Here is a 16,720-nt window from a genome sequence, read left to right as displayed (position 1 = left end):
AGGGATCCTCGTCCCATGGACGGATTCCTCGACACGAGCCGCGGCGGCGTGACGGAGCTGCGCGTGCACGGGGTCTCCGGCACGCCGCCCGCGGCCATGCTCAACCACCCCAGCCCCCGCCTGGTCGTCGGCGACGGCGTCACCGGCTTCTACCGCCGCTGGTGGCCGGGCGGGCGGCCCGCGGGGGAGCACGCGGACGTGCCGGGGGCCCGCCACCGGGAGGCGTACGCGTGGGGCAACCTCACCTCGGGCGGCCGGATGGCCGCGCTGTGGCTGCTCCTGCTGCCGTTCTCCCTGGCGAACCTGTCCTACTTCATGCTGCCGAGACCGGAGGGCGGGCGGCGGCTGCGGCACGCGGCCGAGGCGGCGCAGCGGCTGCTCGCCCTGCTGCTCACGGGCACGCTCGTCGGCGCGCTCACCACGGCCGGGGTCGACCTCGTCGGCTGGCAGTGCGCGCAGGCGGGACGGGCCTGCTCCGGCGACGCCGCGCCCGTCTGGGTGCGCTGGCTGGGCGACCTGTGGGGGAGCCGGACGTCGCCGCGGCTCGCCGTGACCGCGCTCGTGCCCCTCGGCGTGCTGGCCCTGCTGTGGTGGCTCGCCCGCCGCACCTGGGAGCGGGACGAGCGGACCGTCCTGCCCCCTGGCGGGGCCGCGCGGCCCGGCGTGCTGCTGGCGCGGCCCCGGCTGTGGCACGGCGGCGAGCCGGTGTGGCGGCTGCGCGCGGTGCACGTCTCGTTCGCGGCCGGGTCCGTCGGGCTGGCGGTCGCGGCGCCGTACACGGGCGATCCCACGGGGCGGGCGCTGGTCCTGGCCAACGCGGGCGTCCAGATCGCCGCCGCCGTGCTCGCGGCGCTGCCCGGCATCGCGCGCAGGACCGACCCGTACGCGGACGAGCCGTCCTCTCCTGGGCTCACCGGCGCCTGCGCCGCCCTGCGCGCCGCGGCGCCGCTGGTCGTCCTCGTCACGCTGGTCGCCGCCTTCGACGGGCTGCGGGAGCCGCCGTACGCGCCGACGCTGCCCGGGGTCGGCGCTGGAACGTTCCAGACCGCGCTCGCGCTGGGGCTCCTCGCGTTCCTCCTGGTCGCGGTCGCGGTGCTGGCCGGGCGCGACAGGCGGGAGGGCGGAGGGGAGCAGCCCCGGGCGCTGGGCGGGATGGCCGCCTGGTTCGTGCTCGTCATCGCGGCCGGCGTGGGCAACGCGCTGGCGCTGGGCGTGCTGTTCTGGACCGCCGCGTTCTTCGGCACGCCCGCCCCGTCGCGCCCCGCCCCGTCGCACCCGGCGCCGTTCGGCCGGGTCCTGCTGATCGACGAGCCGCTCTGGTGGGCGGCCGCGCTCGTCCCGCTGCTCGCCGCCGGGACGCTGGTGGCGGCCGTCCTGCTGTGGGGCATCCGCGGCCGGGCCGCCGCCGAGCTGGCGCCCAGGCTGCGGCCGTACTACGGCGAGGGCGACGCCCCGGCCGTCGCCGACACCTGGGCGCTCGCGTCGCTCACCGACCGGGCCGGGCTCGTGCTGGGAGTGCTCACGGGCGTCGGGCTGGCCGGGCTCGGCGCGGTGACCGTCGTCTCCCAGCTGCGGCTGTTCACGCCGGACGGCGGCGTGGCGGGGCTGCTCGCCACCGGGGGGAGCTGGGCCATGACGGCCGTCGTGGTGGGCCTGGTGCTGCTCGGCCGCCGCACGTACGGCGACCCCCGGCTGCGCCGCACCGTCGGCATCGTCTGGGACGTCTCCACCTTCTGGCCCCGCGCCATCCACCCGCTCTCCCCGCCCTGCTACACCGAGCGGGTCGTCCCCGAGCTGATCGCCCGCGTCGGCGCCCTGGCCAGGAACGACGGCGACGAGGTCATCGTGTCGGGTCACAGCCAGGGCAGCGTCATCGCCGCCGCGCTGACGCTCCAGCTCGACCCGGCCCTGCTGCGCCGCACCCGGCTGCTCACCCACGGCTCGCCGCTGCGCCGCCTGTACGCCGCCTTCTTCCCCGCCTACTTCGGCCCGTCCACCCTCCACGCGGTACGAGAGTCGGTGAGCTGGCTCAACCTGTACCGGCTGAGCGACCCGATCGGCGGCCCCGTCTTCCGCCGCGCCGACCCCTTCGCGCCCGGCGTCCACGGCGACGGCGACGGCGACGGGGACGGGGAGACCGTGGACCGCTTCTGCTGGGACCCCCTCCAGCCCGGCCCGGGGGAGCCGCTGCCGTCGGCCCGCTGGCACTCCGACTACTGGCTCGACCCGGCCTACGAGGAGGCGCTGTCGCGGCTGACCGTCCTCGGTCCCGCCCACCCGGCCCCCGCCGACGGTTGAACGGCTTCCCCCGGCCCCCGGGCGGGGTGTCGCAGGTCACAGGGCCGCAAGATCTGAAATTTTCTTTTAGTTCACCCGCAAGCCTTGAAAGTTATATCCATGGGCGATTGAGTTCGGTCGTGCAGACCCTCCGATTGCTGGCCGCCGCGGCGCTCGCCTTAGCCATGCCCCTGAGCACGGCCGCGCCCGCGCAGGCCGACCCCGCACCTCCCGCCGAGGACGCGCTCCAGGCGTCCTCCTACCCGTCGTCGTCCACGCTGCTCACGCAGGCCGCGCCCGCGCGGCGCCTGGAGACGTCCAAGAAGACCCGGCCCGTCGCGCCGGGCGTCACGCTCACCTCGTTCGACACCTACGACGCCCTGGGCTGGCTGCGCGCCGACGCCGTCAGCGCCGACCTCGGCAGCGCCAAGGCGGACTACGTGTTCTCCGGCGAGGTCACCAAGACCGAGCCGCTGTCCGGCCCCGCCAGGCGCTCCCACGCCGTCGCCGCCGTCAACGGCGACTTCTTCGACATCAACAACTCCGGCGCCGCCCAGGGCGTCGGCGTGCAGAACGGCGCCCTGATCCAGTCGCCCGTGGCCGGGCACGACAACGCGGTGGCCGTCACCGGCGACGGCGTCGGCCGCGTGCTGAAGATGTACTTCGAGGGCACCGCCACCCCGGCGGGCGGCTCGCCCGTCAAGCTCACCCAGTTCAACCAGATGGTGCAGAGCGGCGGCGTCGGCCTGTTCACGCCGCTGTGGGGCTCGTACACCAGGGCCAGGGCCGTGGCGGGCGCGACCGCCGTCACCGAGGTCACGCTGGTGGACGGCGTCGTCACCGCCGTCGGCGAGGAGGCGGGCAGCGGCCCCATCCCGGCGGGCACCAGCGTGCTGCTCGGCCGCGAGGCTGGCGCCGCCGCCCTGGCCGCGCTCAAGCCCGGCGACCGCGTGGACGTGCGCTACCAGCCCAAGGCGTCGGACGACGCCGACGTCAAGGCGGCCGTCGGCGGCAACTACGTCCTGGTCAAGGACGGCGTGGTGCAGAACTCCACCGACCCGGCCGCGCACCCGCGCACCGCGGTGGGCTTCTCCGCCGACGGCAGGACCATGTACCTGCTGACCGTGGACGGCCGCCAGACCGACAGCCGCGGCGTCACGCTCGACGAACTGGCCGCCATGATGGCCGACCTGGGCGCCGCGAACGCGCTCAACCTCGACGGCGGCGGCTCCTCCACGCTGCTGGCCCGCGAGCCGGGCTCGGCCGACGTGCAGGTGGAGAACAGCCCGTCCGACGGCGGGGAGCGGCACGTCCCCAACGGCCTGGCCCTGTACGCGCCCGAGGGCAGCGGCAAGCTCAAGGGCTTCTGGCTGGAGACCGCCTCCGACCCCGCGAAGGCGCCGGGCGTCGGCCCCGTCGCCGGCGGGCGCCCCGAACGGGTCTTCCCCGGCCTGACCAGGCGGCTGACCGCCGCCGGCTACGACGAGACGTACGGGCCGGCCTCCGGGTCGCCGAAGTGGCGGGCGAACCCCGCCGTGCACGGCGTCGTCCGCGACGGCAGGTTCCACGCCCTCGTGCCCGGCCAGACCACCGTCACCGCCTTCCGCGACGAGGCCAAGGGCACGCTGGAGCTGACCGTGCTCCAGCCGCTGCGGCGGCTGGCGACCACCGCCGACCGCCTCGGCATCCAGGGCGCCGACGGCACCGCGACGTTCGGCGTCGTCGGCTACGACACCAACGGCAACTCCGCCCCGATCGAGCCCGACGACCTCACGCTCGACTACGACCACGACCTGTTCGAGGTCACCGCCGCCGAGCACGGCTACTTCACCGTCAAGGCCAGGAAGGCCACCGGCTCGGGGATCGTCACGGCCAAGGTCGGGAAGACCTCCACGGCGCTGCCGGTGACGGTCGGCTTCGAGGACAAGCAGGTCGCGGCCTTCGACGACGCCGCCTCCTGGACGTTCGCCGCCGCGCGCGCCACCGGCTCGCTGTCGGCCGCGCCCGGCCAGTCCGGGGGCGGGCTGAAGCTCTCGTACGACTTCACCGGCTCCACCGCCACCCGCGCCGCCTACGCCGCCCCGCCGCAGCAGATCGTCGTGGACGGGCAGCCGCAGGCGTTCGGCATGTGGATCAACTCGACCGGCAAGGGCGAGTGGCCGAGCCTGGAGTTCTACGACGCGCTCGGGCAGTCGCAGATCCTGCGCGGCCCGTACCTGACGTGGACCGGCTGGAAGTACGTCGAGTTCACCGTGCCGCCCGGCGTGAACTACCCGCTCAGGCTGCGGCGCTTCTACGTGGCCGAGACCCGGGCCGACGCGAAGTACACGAACGAGATCGTCATCGACGGCCTCGTCGCCAAGGTGCCCCCGGCCGTCTCCGCGCCCGCCGCGCCCAAGGTCGAGGACTCCGTGGTGAAGGCGGACGTCTCCCGGATGCCGTGGCGCTTCGCCGTCATGTCCGACGGCCAGTTCGTGGCCCGCGCCCCCGACAGCGACATCGTCAGGAACGTGCGGCGCACGCTGCGCGAGGTCAAGGCCGCCAAGCCGGACTTCCTGCTGATCGACGGCGACCTCGTGGACGAGGCGTCGCCGGAGGACTTCGCGCTGGCCAAGCGCGTCCTCGACGAGGAGCTCGGCGGCGAGCTGCCCTACACCTACATCCCCGGCAACCACGAGGTGATGGGCGGCAAGATCGACAACTTCAAGGCCGTCTTCGGGGACACGTACCGGACGTTCGACCACAAGGGCACCCGGTTCATCACGCTGGACACGTCCAGGCTCACCCTGCGCGGCGGCGGCTACGACCAGGTCGCGCTGCTGCGCGCCCAGCTCGACGCGGCGGCCGAGGACCCGTCGGTCGGCTCTGTCGCGGTGCTGTTCCACGTGCCGCCGCGCGACCCGACGCCGGGCAAGGGCAGCCAGCTCGGCGACAGGAAGGAGGCGGCGCTCGTCGAGGGCTGGCTCGCCGACTTCCAGCGCTCCACCGGCAAGGGCGCCGCGTTCATCGGCGGCCACGTCGGCACCTTCCACGCCTCCCGCGTGGACGCCGTGCCGTACGTGATCAACGGCAACTCCGGCAAGAACCCGGCCACCGCGCCCGGCGACGGCGGATTCACCGGCTGGTCGCTGTGGGGCGTCGACCCGGTCACCCCGTCCGAGGCCGAGCACGTCAGGCGCAACTGGTTCACCGACGCGCCCGACTGGATCGGCACGCAGATCCGCCCGCACGTCGACGACCTCGCGCTGGCCGCGCCCGCGTCGCTCGCCGTGGGCGGCTCCGCCGACGTGACGGCGACCGTCAAGCAGGACGGCCGCAGCGTTCCCGCCGCCTACCCGGTGTCGGTGTCCTGGTCGGGCTCGCCCGGCCTGCACGTCGGGCCGCGTGGCACCGCCAAGCCGTGGCACGTCGCCGTGCTCGACCCGGGCACCGGCCGGCTCACGGCCCTGCGCGAGGGCCAGGTGACGGTCGCCGTGACCGTCAGCGGCGTCACCACGCAGGCCCAGGTGACGCTGACCGCAGCCGCGACCGCCGACCAGTCCGCCAAGCCGGCCGCCTGACCGACACCCCAGCAAGGCGGCCCGCCGACCCGCCTGCCGCCTGACCGGCGGCCCGGCGGGCCGACCCGCCTGACCTGCCTGACCCGCGGGCCCCGGCCCGCCGACCCGCCTGAACCGCCGCGCCCCTCCTCCGGCTCTCCGGGGGAGGGGCCGCGCGTGCGGGGCGGGAGCGGCCGGTCACGTACCTCCACGGGAAGAGGCGGCGTATGGCCCGGGTGGGGTGGCCGGTCCGGGCATCCCGTCCCGGCCGGGAGAATGGGGCGGACCACCCCGCATGCGAGAGGCGATCGATGGCCGGTGACGACAGCGCGGTCCTGTCCGTGGCGGAACGAGTGCGGCGCGGCCTGGACGCCGCCTCCGCGGGCGAGCGGCTGGTCGCGCGCACCCTGCTGGCCAACTACCCCGCGGCCGGGCTGGAGACCGCGGCCAGGCTCGCCGAGCGGTCCGGGGTCAGCGCGCCCACCGTCGTGCGGTTCGTCGCCAGGCTGGGCTTCTCCGGCTACCGCGCGTTCCAGCAGGCGCTGCGCGAGGAGATCGAGGCCCGCCGCGCCTCGCCGCTCACCCTCGGCCAGCAGATCGCCGAGGGCTCCCTGCGCAGCACCGCGAGCAGGGTGTACGGGCAGCGGCTGGCCGAGACGTACGCCGCGCTGTCCGACCCCGAGCTGGAGCGGGCCGTCGAGCTGATCTCCGACCCGTCGCGCCGCGTCACCTCGCTCGGCGGCCGGTACTCGCACCTCCTCGCCGAGTACCTCGACCTGCACCTGCGGCTGCTCAGGCCCGGCACGCAGGTGCTCGACACGCGGCCCGAGGGCATGGCGGCGTTCTGCGTCGACGCCGGGCGCAAGGACGTCGTCGTCGTGTTCGACTACCGGCGCTACCAGCGTGACGTGGTGGACTTCGCGCGGCAGGCGCACCGGCGCGGCGCCAAGGTGGTGCTCTTCACCGACCCGTGGCTGTCGCCGGCGGCCGGGGCGGCGGAGCTGGTCATCCCGGCCCGGGTGGAGGCGCCGAGCCCGTTCGACAGCCTCGTCCCGGCGATGGCCCTGGTGGAGACCGTGATCGCGGGCGTGACCTCCCGCCTCGGCCAGGACCGCCTGCGCCGCATCGAGGACCTCGCCACCGACGTCACCGTCGACTGACCCCGGCCCCGCGCCACCGCCGCCCGCCAAGGCCCCAACCCCGGTCAGGGGCGGCGTCACCGCCGCCGCGCCCGGCCCCGGCCCTGGCGCGTGGCGGCATCGCCGCCGCCCGCCCCGCCCCCCAGCGCCCCGGCCCCGAGCGGCTTCACCGCCGCCCGGCCTCCCCCTTCCGTGCCGTCCGGATGGCGGGCGGACCTTCCTTCGGATCTCCCCAGCTCGGAGGCCGGTTTGGTCACATGTTGAGATGAAACGTATATTTCACAAAGAATCCTTGACGCAGAAGGTGAAAGTTCTGTTTCATTCTCGAACAGTCCCTCGCCCGTCTCTGCCCCCCGGGAGATCCACGTGACCGATGAACTGCGCCCACCGCGCAAGCTACGACTCTGGGAGGCGCTGACGCTGTCGGTCGGCCTCATGGGGCCCACGCTCGCCATGGCGCTCAACGGCGCGGGCGTCGCCGCGACCGTCGGCAAGGCCGTCCCCCTCGTCTTCGTGCTGGGGCTCGCCGGCGTGGCGCTGGTCGCGTACGGCTTCGTCCGGCTGACCCGCCACTTCAACCACGCGGGCTCCGTGTACGCCCTGGCCGGCGTCACCCTCGGCCCCAAGGCCGGCTTCTTCGGCGGGTTCGCCCTGCTCGGCACGTACCTGTTCTTCACCGTCTGCACGCTCGCCGCGACCGCCGTGTTCGCGGAGGCGTTCTTCACCGCGCTCGGCCTCACCTGGAACGTTCCCTGGTTCCTCGTCACCGTCGTCACCGCGGCCGGCGTCTGGGCGGTGAACTCGCGGGAGTCCCAGGTGACCGCGCGCACGCTGCTCGCCGTCGAGGGCGTCGGCATCCTCGGCATGCTCGTCCTGAGCGCCGTCGTCGTGGCCCGCACCGGCACCGGCGGCGGCCCGGCGGGCCAGCGCCTCGACCTGTCGGTCTTCACCCTGGACGGCACCACCGGCGGGGCCGTCATGACCGCGACCGTGTTCGCGTTCCTGTCGTGGGCCGGGTTCGAGGCGTGCGCGTCGCTCGGCGAGGAGACGGACGACCCCCGGCGCAACATCCCGCGCGCCCTCGCCGGCAGCGTCCTGCTCACCGGCGGCCTGTACGTCCTCGTGATGTTCGCCCAGACCATCGGCTTCGGCACCGACGCCGAGGGCGTCAAGGCGTTCTCCGGCGCCGAGTCGTCGCTGTCGGCGCTCGCCGAGAGCTACATCGGCACCTGGTTCTCCCTGGTGATCGCCTTCACCGCCATGGCGTCGGCGTTCGCCGCGACGATCAGCTCGTCCGCGGCGGCCAGCCGCCTGATGTTCGCGCTGGCCCGCGACGGCTTCGGCCCGCGCGCCCTGTCCAGGACCCACCCCCGCACCGGAGCCCCCACCGTGGCGCTGCTCGTCGCGCTCACCGCGGGCCTCATCGGCGACCTGGTGCTGAACGGCAGCGGCGTGAGCGCGTTCGACGCCTACTACTGGCTGGCCACGCTCGGCGTGCTGTGCCTGCTCGTCGCCTACGCCGTCGCCGCGTCGGGCGTCGCCGCGTTCATCGTGTCGGGACGCGGGCAGGTGCCCAAGTACGAGATTGTGGTACCGCTGCTCGCCATCGCGTACCTGTGCTACGTGTTCTACGAGCAGTCGCTCAGCCTGTTCCCGTGGATCGCGGGGGCGTGGTGCCTGGCGGGTCTGGCGGCCGTGCTGGCCGCCCCCGGCCTGGCCCGCCGGATCGGCGAGCGGCTCACCGCGGAGCTGACCCGGGAGGACGTCCTTTCATGACCAACGTCTTCGTCGCGACCTGTGACCTGGCCGCGCAGACGCGGGGGCGGGCCGTGCCCGCCTCCAGGGAGGGGGCGGTGCTGCGCGGCGGCACCGGCTGGGTGCCCGCCGACCTGGGCCTGACCGGGTTCGGCACGATCGCCGGCAACCCGTTCGGCTCGACCGGCGACCTCAAGCTCATGCCCGACCCCGTCACCCGCGTGGACGTGCCCGCCGACGGCGGCATGCCCGGCACCCGGATCTACCTGGCGGACCAGACGCTGCCCGACGGCAGCCCCTGGGAGTGCTGCCCGCGCGCCTTCCTCGCCGGGGCCGTCGAGGAGCTGCGGGCGCTCGGCGTGACGCCCGTCGCCACGTTCGAGCACGAGTTCACCCTGGCCGGGCTGCCCGCCACCGGGCCGTTCTCGTTCGACCGCTACCGCTCGGCCGAGCCGTTCGGCTCCGACCTGGTGGACCTGCTGGAGTCCAACGGCTTCGAGCCGGAGACCTGGCTGCCCGAGTACGGCGCCGACCAGCACGAGATCACCCTGGCCCCGTCAGGGGCGATGACGGCCGCCGACCGCGCGGTGCTGCTGCGCGAGCTGGTCCGCGACCTGGCCAGGCGCCGCGGCCTGAAGGCGAGCTTCGCGCCGCTCCCGCACCCCGACGGCAGCGGGAACGGCGTGCACATCCACCTGTCGTTCGAGGGCGGCGCCCTGTACGACCCGGCGCGCCCCGGCGGGCTGTCGGAGCTGGGCGCCGCGTTCAGCGCCGGCATCCTGCACCACGCCGCCGCCCTGACCGCCGTCACCGCGGCCAGCCCCGTGTCGTTCCTGCGTCTCACCCCGCACCGGTGGAGCGCGGGCGGCGTGTTCCTCGCCGAACGCAACCGGGAGGCGATGCTGCGCATCTGCCCGGGCGGCCCCGCCACGCACAACCTGGAGTACCGCGCCGCCGACGCCACCGCCAACCCGTGGCTCGCGCTCGGCGTCCTGCTGCGCGCCGGGCTCGAAGGCGTCAGGCGCGGCTACCCGGCGCCGCGCGTGTGGCCGGAGACCGTCACCGACGACGAGCTGGCCGGCGTGCCTCCGCTGCCCAAGTCGCAGGCCGAGGCGCTGGACGCGCTCGCCGCCGACGACGTCGTACGCGGCATGTTCGCCCCCGATCTCCTGACCACGTACCTGTCGGTCAAGCGCGCCGAGCTGGCCGCGCTCGACGGGCTCGACGACGTCCAGAGCTGCCGGAGGATCGCCGATGTCCACTGAACCGCTCGCGGGCGGCCCGCCGCTGGAGCCGGTGCCCGAGCTGTCCGCCGCCATCGCGCGGCTGCGGCTCGTCGACCACCACGTCCACGGCGCCACCCCGCACGACCTGTCCCGCAGGGAGTTCGAGGAGCTGATCACCGAGTCCGACCGGCCGGTGCCGGAGTGGATGACGCAGTTCGAGTCGCAGGTCGGCTACGCCATCCTGCGTCACTGCGCGCCCGTGCTCGGGCTCGACCCGCACTGCTCCCCGGCGGAGTACCTGGCCAGGCGGGCCAGGCTCGGCGCGGAGGAGGTCAACCGGCGGCTGCTCGGCGCCGCCGGCATCGGCCACTACCTGATCGAGACGGGCTACCGGGGTGAGGAGATCCTCGGGCCTTCCGGCATGGCGGAGCTGACCGGCGTCCCCGCCGACGAGGTCGTCAGGCTGGAGTCGGTGGCCGAGCAGGTGGCGGCGTCCGGCTGCGGCGCGGCCGCGTTCGCCGGGCGCTTCGCGGAGACGCTGTGGGAGCGCACGCGCACCGCGCGCGGGCTGAAGACGATCGTCGCCTACCGCTACGGGCTCGACTTCGACCCGGCGCCGCCGTCGAAGGAGGAGGTCGCCGAGGCCGCGGGACGGTGGATGGCGGGCGGCGGCCGGGTGTCCGACCCGGTGCTGCTGCGCCACCTCATCTGGACGGGCATCGAGCGCGGCCTGCCGCTGCAGTTCCACATCGGCTACGGCGACCCCGACGTGGACCTGCGCCGCTCCGACCCGCTGCTGCTGCGCGGGCTGATCGAGCTGGCCGAGCCGTCCGGCGTGCCGCTGCTGCTGCTGCACTGCTACCCGTACCACCGGCAGGCCGGGTTCCTCGCGCAGGTGTACCCGAACGTCTACTTCGACGTGGGCCTGGGCGTGAACTACACGGGGGCGCGCAGCACGGCGGTGGTGGCGGAGAGCCTGGAGCTGGCGCCGTTCGCGAAGATCTTGTTCTCCTCCGACGCCTGGGGGCCGGCGGAGCTGCACCACCTGGGCGCGGAGCTGTGGAGGCGGGCGATGTCGCGCGTGCTCGGCGGCTTCGTCGCCGAGGGGGAGTGGCCCGCGGAGCGCGCGCTGCGGGTGGCGGAGATGGTGGGCGCCGAGAACGCCCGCCGCGTCTACGGTCTGGGGGTTGAGGCGTGACCCTGCTGAACAACGGCGGGCCCGAGCACGAGCATCACGGGGAGCACGACGAGCACGGGGAGGTCCAGGGGGACGGCGACGTCGGCGCGATGCTGCGCGCCGCCCTGCGCGCGGAGCTGCCCGCCGCGCAGGCGCTGCGGCGCGAGCTGCACGCGCTGCCCGACCTGTCGGGGGAGGAGGGGCCGACCCTGGAGCGGGTGCTGCGCCTGCTCCTGCCCGTGGGGCGGGCCGAGCACCTCGCCGGCACCGGGGCGGCGGTCAGGGTCGGCGGCGCCGGCCCGGCCGTGGCGGTGCGGGGCGAGATGGACGCCCTGCCGATCGCCGAGCGCACCGGCGTGCCGTGGGCGGCGGCCAACGGCGCCATGCACGCCTGCGGCCACGACGTCCACATGGCCGCCATGGTCGCCCTCGCCAGGGCCGTGGCCAGGCTCGACGCCGCCGGCGTCCCGGTCGCGCCGCTCCTCGCCGTGCTCCAGCCGCGCGAGGAGACCTACCCCTCGGGCGCCCTGGACGTGCTGCGCTCAGGCGCGCTCGAACGGCACCAGGTCACCGCGGTGATCGGGGCGCACGTCCAGCCGGTGCTGCGGCAGGGCACCGTGTCCTGCACGCCGGGGCCGGTCAACGCCTCCTCCGACGAGTTCCACCTGACCGTCAGGGGAGCCGAGGGCCACGCCGCCTACCCGCACCTGACCACCGACCCCGTCGTCACCATGGCGCACGTCATCCTGGCCGCCCAGCAGCTCGTCAGCCGGGTCTCCGACCCGATGGTGCCGACCGTCGTGACGTTCGGCACGGTCAGCGCGGGCACCGCGCCCAACGCCATCCCCGGCGAGGCCGTGGCCAGGGGCACCCTGCGCACCATGTCCGGGTCGTGGCGCTCCGAGCTGTGCGAGCGGTTCGTCCAGGTCGCGACGGACGTCGCCAAGGCGCACGGCTGCTCCGCCGAGGTCGAGATCCTGCCCGGCGAGCCCGTGCTCTACAACGACGCGGCGCTCGCCGGGCGGGCCGGGGCGTGGCTGCGCGAGCACGGCCGCACCGTCACCGAGGAGCTGCGCTCGTGCGGCGCCGACGACTTCGCCTACTACGGGTCGGTGGTGCCGTCGCTCATGATGTTCGTCGGCGTCGACACCGCGGCCGGGCTGCACAGCCCCGACTTCCTCCCCGGTGAGGACGCCGTGGCGGCCGTCGCCGAGAGCATGCTGGCCGGGTATCTCGCGGCGGCGTCAGGCGCCCGGGAGAGCCTGCCCGCCGGCGCCGCCCGCGCCGCCTCCTGAGGGGACCGGCGCCGAGCCCCGGCCCGCTGCGATCTCCCGGGTGGAATGCCCGGGAAGCCCGGCCCGCGCCCCTTCCCGGCAGAGCCGATCGGGAGGGCCCCGGTGACCCCTCCCCGGGCGCGGACGCCGGGGATAGGCTCGGCGGCGATGGATCTCGAAACCTTCGCCCCCGGCTCCGGCGGGCTCGCCCCCCGGGCCGCCCTCCGCTCCGACGCCCCCTCGCTCGACCTCAACGGCACCTGGCGGTTCAGGCTCTCGCCCACCGCCGCGGTCCCCGACGACTTCGCCCAGCCGGACCACGACGACTCCGGCTGGGCCGAGCTGCCCGTGCCGTCGCACTGGCCGCTGCACGGCCACGGCTCGCCCGCCTACACCAACGTCGTCTACCCGTTCCCCGTCGACCCGCCGCACGTCCCCACCGAGAACCCCACCGGCGACTACCGGCGCGTCTTCGACCTGCCCGACGGCTGGAGCGGCGGCCGGCTGCGCTTCGACGGCGTCGAGTCGTTCGCCCGCGTCTGGCTCAACGGCCACGAACTGGGCTGGTCCACCGGCAGCAGGCTGCCCGTGGAGTTCGACGCCGGGCCGTTCCTGCGGCCGGGCCGCAACGTGCTGGCCGTGCGCGTCCACCAGTGGTCGGCCGCGAGCTACCTGGAAGACCAGGACATGTGGTGGCTGCCCGGCATCTTCCGCGACGTCACGCTCACCCGCTCCGCCGCCGACGTGTTCGTCCACGCCGGGCACGACGGGCGGAGGGCGACGCTCAGCTTCGACGGCCCCGGCCTGCTCGACCTGCCCGAGCTGGGCGTCGCCGGGCTGGAGCCCGGCGTCGAGGTCACCGTCGCCGCCGAACCGTGGACCGCCGAGACGCCCCGCCTCTACCAGGCCGTCGTCACCCTCCCCGGCGAGACCGTGCGGCTGGCCGTCGGCTTCCGCACCGTCTCCATCGCCGGCGGCGTGCTGCTGGTCAACGGTCGCCCCCTGCTGCTCAAGGGCGTCAACAGGCACGAGTTCCACCCCGAGCGCGGGCGCGCGGTCACGTACGAGACGATGCGCGAGGACGTGCTGCTGATGAAGCGGCACAACGTCAACGCGGTCAGGACCAGCCACTACCCGCCCCACCCCGCCTTCCTCGACCTGTGCGACGAGCTGGGCCTGTGGGTGATCGACGAGTGCGACTTCGAGACGCACGGCTTCGGCCAGGTCGGCTGGCGCGGCAACCCGACCGACGACCCGCGCTGGGCCGACGCGCTGCTCGACCGCATGCGGCGCACCGTCGAACGGGACAAGAACCATCCCAGCGTCATCATGTGGTCGCTCGGCAACGAGGCCGGCGTCGGCCGCAACCTCGCCGTCATGGCCGGCTGGACACGCGACCGCGACCCGTCCAGGCCCATCCACTACGAGGGCGACTGGTCGTGCGAGCACGCCGACGTCTACTCGCGCATGTACGCCTCCCACGCCGAGGTCGAGGCGATCGGGCGCGGCGTGGAGGACCCGCTCGACGACCCGGCGCTCGACGCGCGCCGCCGGGCGATGCCGTTCCTGCAGTGCGAGTACGCCCACGCCATGGGCAACGGGCCCGGCGGGCTGGCCGAGTACCAGGAGCTGTTCGAGCGGTACCCGAGGCTGGCCGGCGGGTTCGTCTGGGAGTGGATCGACCACGGCCTGGCCCACCCCCGGCACGGCTACGCGTACGGCGGCGACTACGGGGAGCCGGTGCACGACTCGAACTTCGTCGTCGACGGGCTGGTGTTCCCCGACCGCACGCCGTCGCCGGGGCTGCTGGACCTGAAGAAGGCGTTCGAGCCGGTCGGGTTCGCGTTCGGCGACGGCGTGGTGACGGTGACGGACAAGCACGGCTTCGCCGGCCTGGCGCACCTGACGTTCACGGCCGTGGTGGAGGACGAAGGGCTGACCGTCGCGGAGTTCCCGCTGCGGGTGCCGGCGGAGGGCGGCGAGGTCAAGCTCACCGGCCTCGCCGAGCTGCCCGGGGGAGGGGGCGAGCGGTGGCTCACCGTGCGCGCCGTCCTCGCCGACGACCAGCCGTGGGCCCCGGCCGGCCACGAGATCGCCTGGGCCCAGACCCCGCTCCCGCCCGCCACCGGCCTCGACGGAGAGGGCGGCGGGGCCGCCCCGGGGGCGGAGGGCGGCACGACGGTCTCCCCGGAGATCGGCCCGGACGTCGGCGCGGCAGGCTCCACGGCGGAAGCCTGGGCGGGTGTCTCGCGGGCGGGGGACCTCGTCGTGCTGGGCGGTGCCGCGTTCGACCTGGCCACGGGACGGCTCGTCCGGCTGTTCGGGCACGACGTCGAAGGGCCGCGCCTCGACCTGTGGCGCGCCCCCACCGACAACGACAGGTACGGCGGTCTGGAGGCCGACTGGCGCCGCCTCGGCCTGCACCGGCTCACGCACAGGATCGACGCCGTCGAGACCGGCGGCGGCGGCCTGACCGTGCGCACCCGCGTCGCCCCCGCCGCCACCGACCTCGGCCTGCGCGCCGTCTACCGGTGGACGGCCACCGACGGCGGCGGGCTGCGCCTGGCCGTGGAGATCGAGCCCGAGGGCGACTGGCCGGCGCCCGTCCCGCGCGTCGGCCTCGCCATGGCCCTGCCGGGCGGCGTCGAGCGGGTCACCTGGTTCGGGCGCGGCCCCGGCGAGGCGTACCCCGACACCGGCACGGCCACCCGGGTGGGCCGCTGGAGCGCCACCGTGGACGACCTGCAGACCCCGTACGTCTACCCGCAGGAGAACGGGCACCGGGCCGACGTGCGCTGGGCCGAGTTCACCGGCGCCGGGCGGGCGTTCCGGGTGGTGGGCGAGCCGGTGTTCGGGCTGACGGCCAGACGCTGGAGCACCGCCGAGCTGGACGCCGCCACGCACCGTCCTGACCTGGTGCCGGGCGACCGGGTGCACCTGCACCTGGACCTCGCGCACCAGGGCATCGGCACCGCCGCCTGCGGGCCCGGCGCGCTGCCCGCGTACGAGCTGCGCGTCCGGCCCACCACCTTCACCCTGCGCTTCACCCCGTCCTGACAGCAGGGAAGCCACCGCGAGGCCGGCCGGGCCGGACGCCGGAAGGCCGGGCGGAACGCTCCGCCCGGCCCCTCGCCGTCAGGCGGGCACCGTCAGGCGGGCACCGTCAGGATCGTTCCGGCTCCGACCGTCAGGCCGCCCTCGCGGACGGCGAAGCCGAGCCCCGGCTCCAGCGCGACCGGCCTGCCCAGCTCCACCGCCACCTCGACGGTGTCGCCAGGACGGGCCGGCGCGGCCAGCGTCAGCTCCCCGGGCACGTCGGTGGTGCGCAGGTAGAACTGCGGCCGGTACCCCGACGCCACCGGCCCGCGCCGGCCGCCCTCCTCCGCCGTGAGGAGGTACACGCGCGCCGTGAACGAGCTGCGCGCCCGCTGGCTGCCCGGCGCGGCCAGCACCATGCCGCGCCGCACCTGCTCGCGCCGGACGCCGCGCAGCAGCACGGCCGCGTTGTCACCGGCCTCGCCGCGCTCCATCGTCTTGCCGAACGTCTCCACCCCGGTCACCACCGCGGTGAAGCCGTCGCCGAGTCCGACCGCCTCGACCGGGTCGCCGACCCTGACCGTGCCGCGCTCGATCGCGCCGGTCACGACCGTGCCGCGCCCGGTCACCGTGAGGACGTTCTCCACCGGCATGAGGAACGGCGCGTCCACGTACCGCACGGGCACGGGGACGTGCTCGTCCACCGCCCGCAGGAGCGCCTCGACGGAGGCCGTCCAGACCGGGTCGCCCTCCAGCGCCCGCAGCCCGGACACCCGGACCATCGGCACGTCGCGGTAGCCGTGCTCGGCCAGCATCTCGGCGAGCTCCAGCTCCACCAGGTCGGCGAGCTCCGGGTCGGCGCCGTCGGCCTTGTTGACGGCCACCACCAGGTGCTCGACGCCGACCCGCCGGGCCAGCAGCACGTGCTCCCTGGTCTGCGGCATGATCCCGTCGTGGGCGGACACGACGAGGATGGCCCCGTCGAGCTGCGCCGCACCCGTGATCATGTTCTTCACGTAGTCGGCGTGGCCCGGCATGTCCACGTGCGCGTAGTGGCGGGTGGCGGTCTCGTACTCGACGTGCGAGATGTTGATCGTGATGCCCCTGGAGGCCTCCTCCGGGGTGCGGTCGATCCGCTCGAACGGCGTGTACGCCGCCTGGCCCCGCTCGGCGAGCACCTTCGTGATCGCGGCGGTCAGCGTGGTCTTGCCGTGGTCGACGTGCCCCATCGTGCCGATGTTGAGGTGCGGCTTGTTCCGCACGTAGGCCTGCTTGGCCATGGTTCCTTCCCTGTGAG

9 protein-coding genes are annotated in these 16,720 nt (G+C 75.0%); 8 read left to right on the top strand and 1 reads right to left on the bottom strand.

Annotation, left to right across the window (positions count from 1 at the left end):
* Positions 1-15: 15 nt before the first annotated feature.
* The 8 genes from BMX74_RS17470 (at position 16) to BMX74_RS17435 (ending at position 15,444) form a co-directional block, all read left to right on the top strand.
* Positions 16-2,298 (top strand): hypothetical protein, encoded by a 2,283-nt coding sequence (locus BMX74_RS17470; RefSeq protein ID WP_091101456.1) that lies wholly within the window; start codon positions 16-18, stop codon positions 2,296-2,298.
* A gap of 107 nt (positions 2,299-2,405) precedes the next feature.
* Positions 2,406-5,837 (top strand): phosphodiester glycosidase family protein, encoded by a 3,432-nt coding sequence (locus BMX74_RS17465; RefSeq protein ID WP_256257000.1) that lies wholly within the window; start codon positions 2,406-2,408, stop codon positions 5,835-5,837.
* Between the two features lie 290 nt (positions 5,838-6,127).
* Positions 6,128-6,976 carry a MurR/RpiR family transcriptional regulator gene (locus tag BMX74_RS17460; RefSeq protein ID WP_063791987.1) on the top strand — a complete coding sequence of 283 codons (849 nt, stop codon included), beginning with the start codon at positions 6,128-6,130 and terminating at the stop codon, positions 6,974-6,976.
* A 345-nt stretch (positions 6,977-7,321) separates the two neighbouring features.
* Positions 7,322-8,731 carry an APC family permease gene (locus BMX74_RS17455; protein WP_091101452.1) on the top strand — a complete coding sequence of 470 codons (1,410 nt, stop codon included), beginning with the start codon at positions 7,322-7,324 and terminating at the stop codon, positions 8,729-8,731.
* Entirely contained in the window at positions 8,728-9,975 is a 1,248-nt protein-coding gene (locus BMX74_RS17450; protein ID WP_055502595.1) for a type I glutamate--ammonia ligase, read from the top strand. The genes BMX74_RS17455 and BMX74_RS17450 overlap by 4 nt, the downstream gene beginning before the upstream one ends.
* A complete protein-coding gene (locus BMX74_RS17445; protein WP_082534787.1) occupies positions 9,965-11,134 on the top strand; it encodes an amidohydrolase family protein in 1,170 nt (389 codons plus the stop codon). The genes BMX74_RS17450 and BMX74_RS17445 overlap by 11 nt, the downstream gene beginning before the upstream one ends.
* Positions 11,131-12,408, top strand: a complete 1,278-nt coding sequence (locus BMX74_RS17440; RefSeq protein WP_236714647.1) for a M20 metallopeptidase family protein — start codon at positions 11,131-11,133, stop codon at positions 12,406-12,408. Before BMX74_RS17445 ends, BMX74_RS17440 begins: the two co-directional genes overlap by 4 nt.
* A 147-nt stretch (positions 12,409-12,555) precedes the next feature.
* A complete protein-coding gene (locus BMX74_RS17435) occupies positions 12,556-15,444 on the top strand; it encodes a glycoside hydrolase family 2 TIM barrel-domain containing protein (RefSeq protein ID WP_091101450.1) in 2,889 nt (962 codons plus the stop codon).
* A 92-nt stretch (positions 15,445-15,536) separates the two neighbouring features.
* Here the strand turns inward: BMX74_RS17435 and tuf are convergent, their stop codons facing one another.
* Complete coding sequence (gene tuf, locus BMX74_RS17430; protein WP_091101448.1) at positions 15,537-16,703, bottom strand: elongation factor Tu; 1,167 nt, start codon at positions 16,701-16,703, stop codon at positions 15,537-15,539.
* Positions 16,704-16,720: the final 17 nt, after the last annotated feature.

The organism is Nonomuraea pusilla, from assembly GCF_900109355.1.
GTDB classification, from domain to species: domain Bacteria; phylum Actinomycetota; class Actinomycetes; order Streptosporangiales; family Streptosporangiaceae; genus Nonomuraea; species Nonomuraea pusilla.
This window is presented reverse-complemented; position numbering and strand designations above follow the sequence as displayed.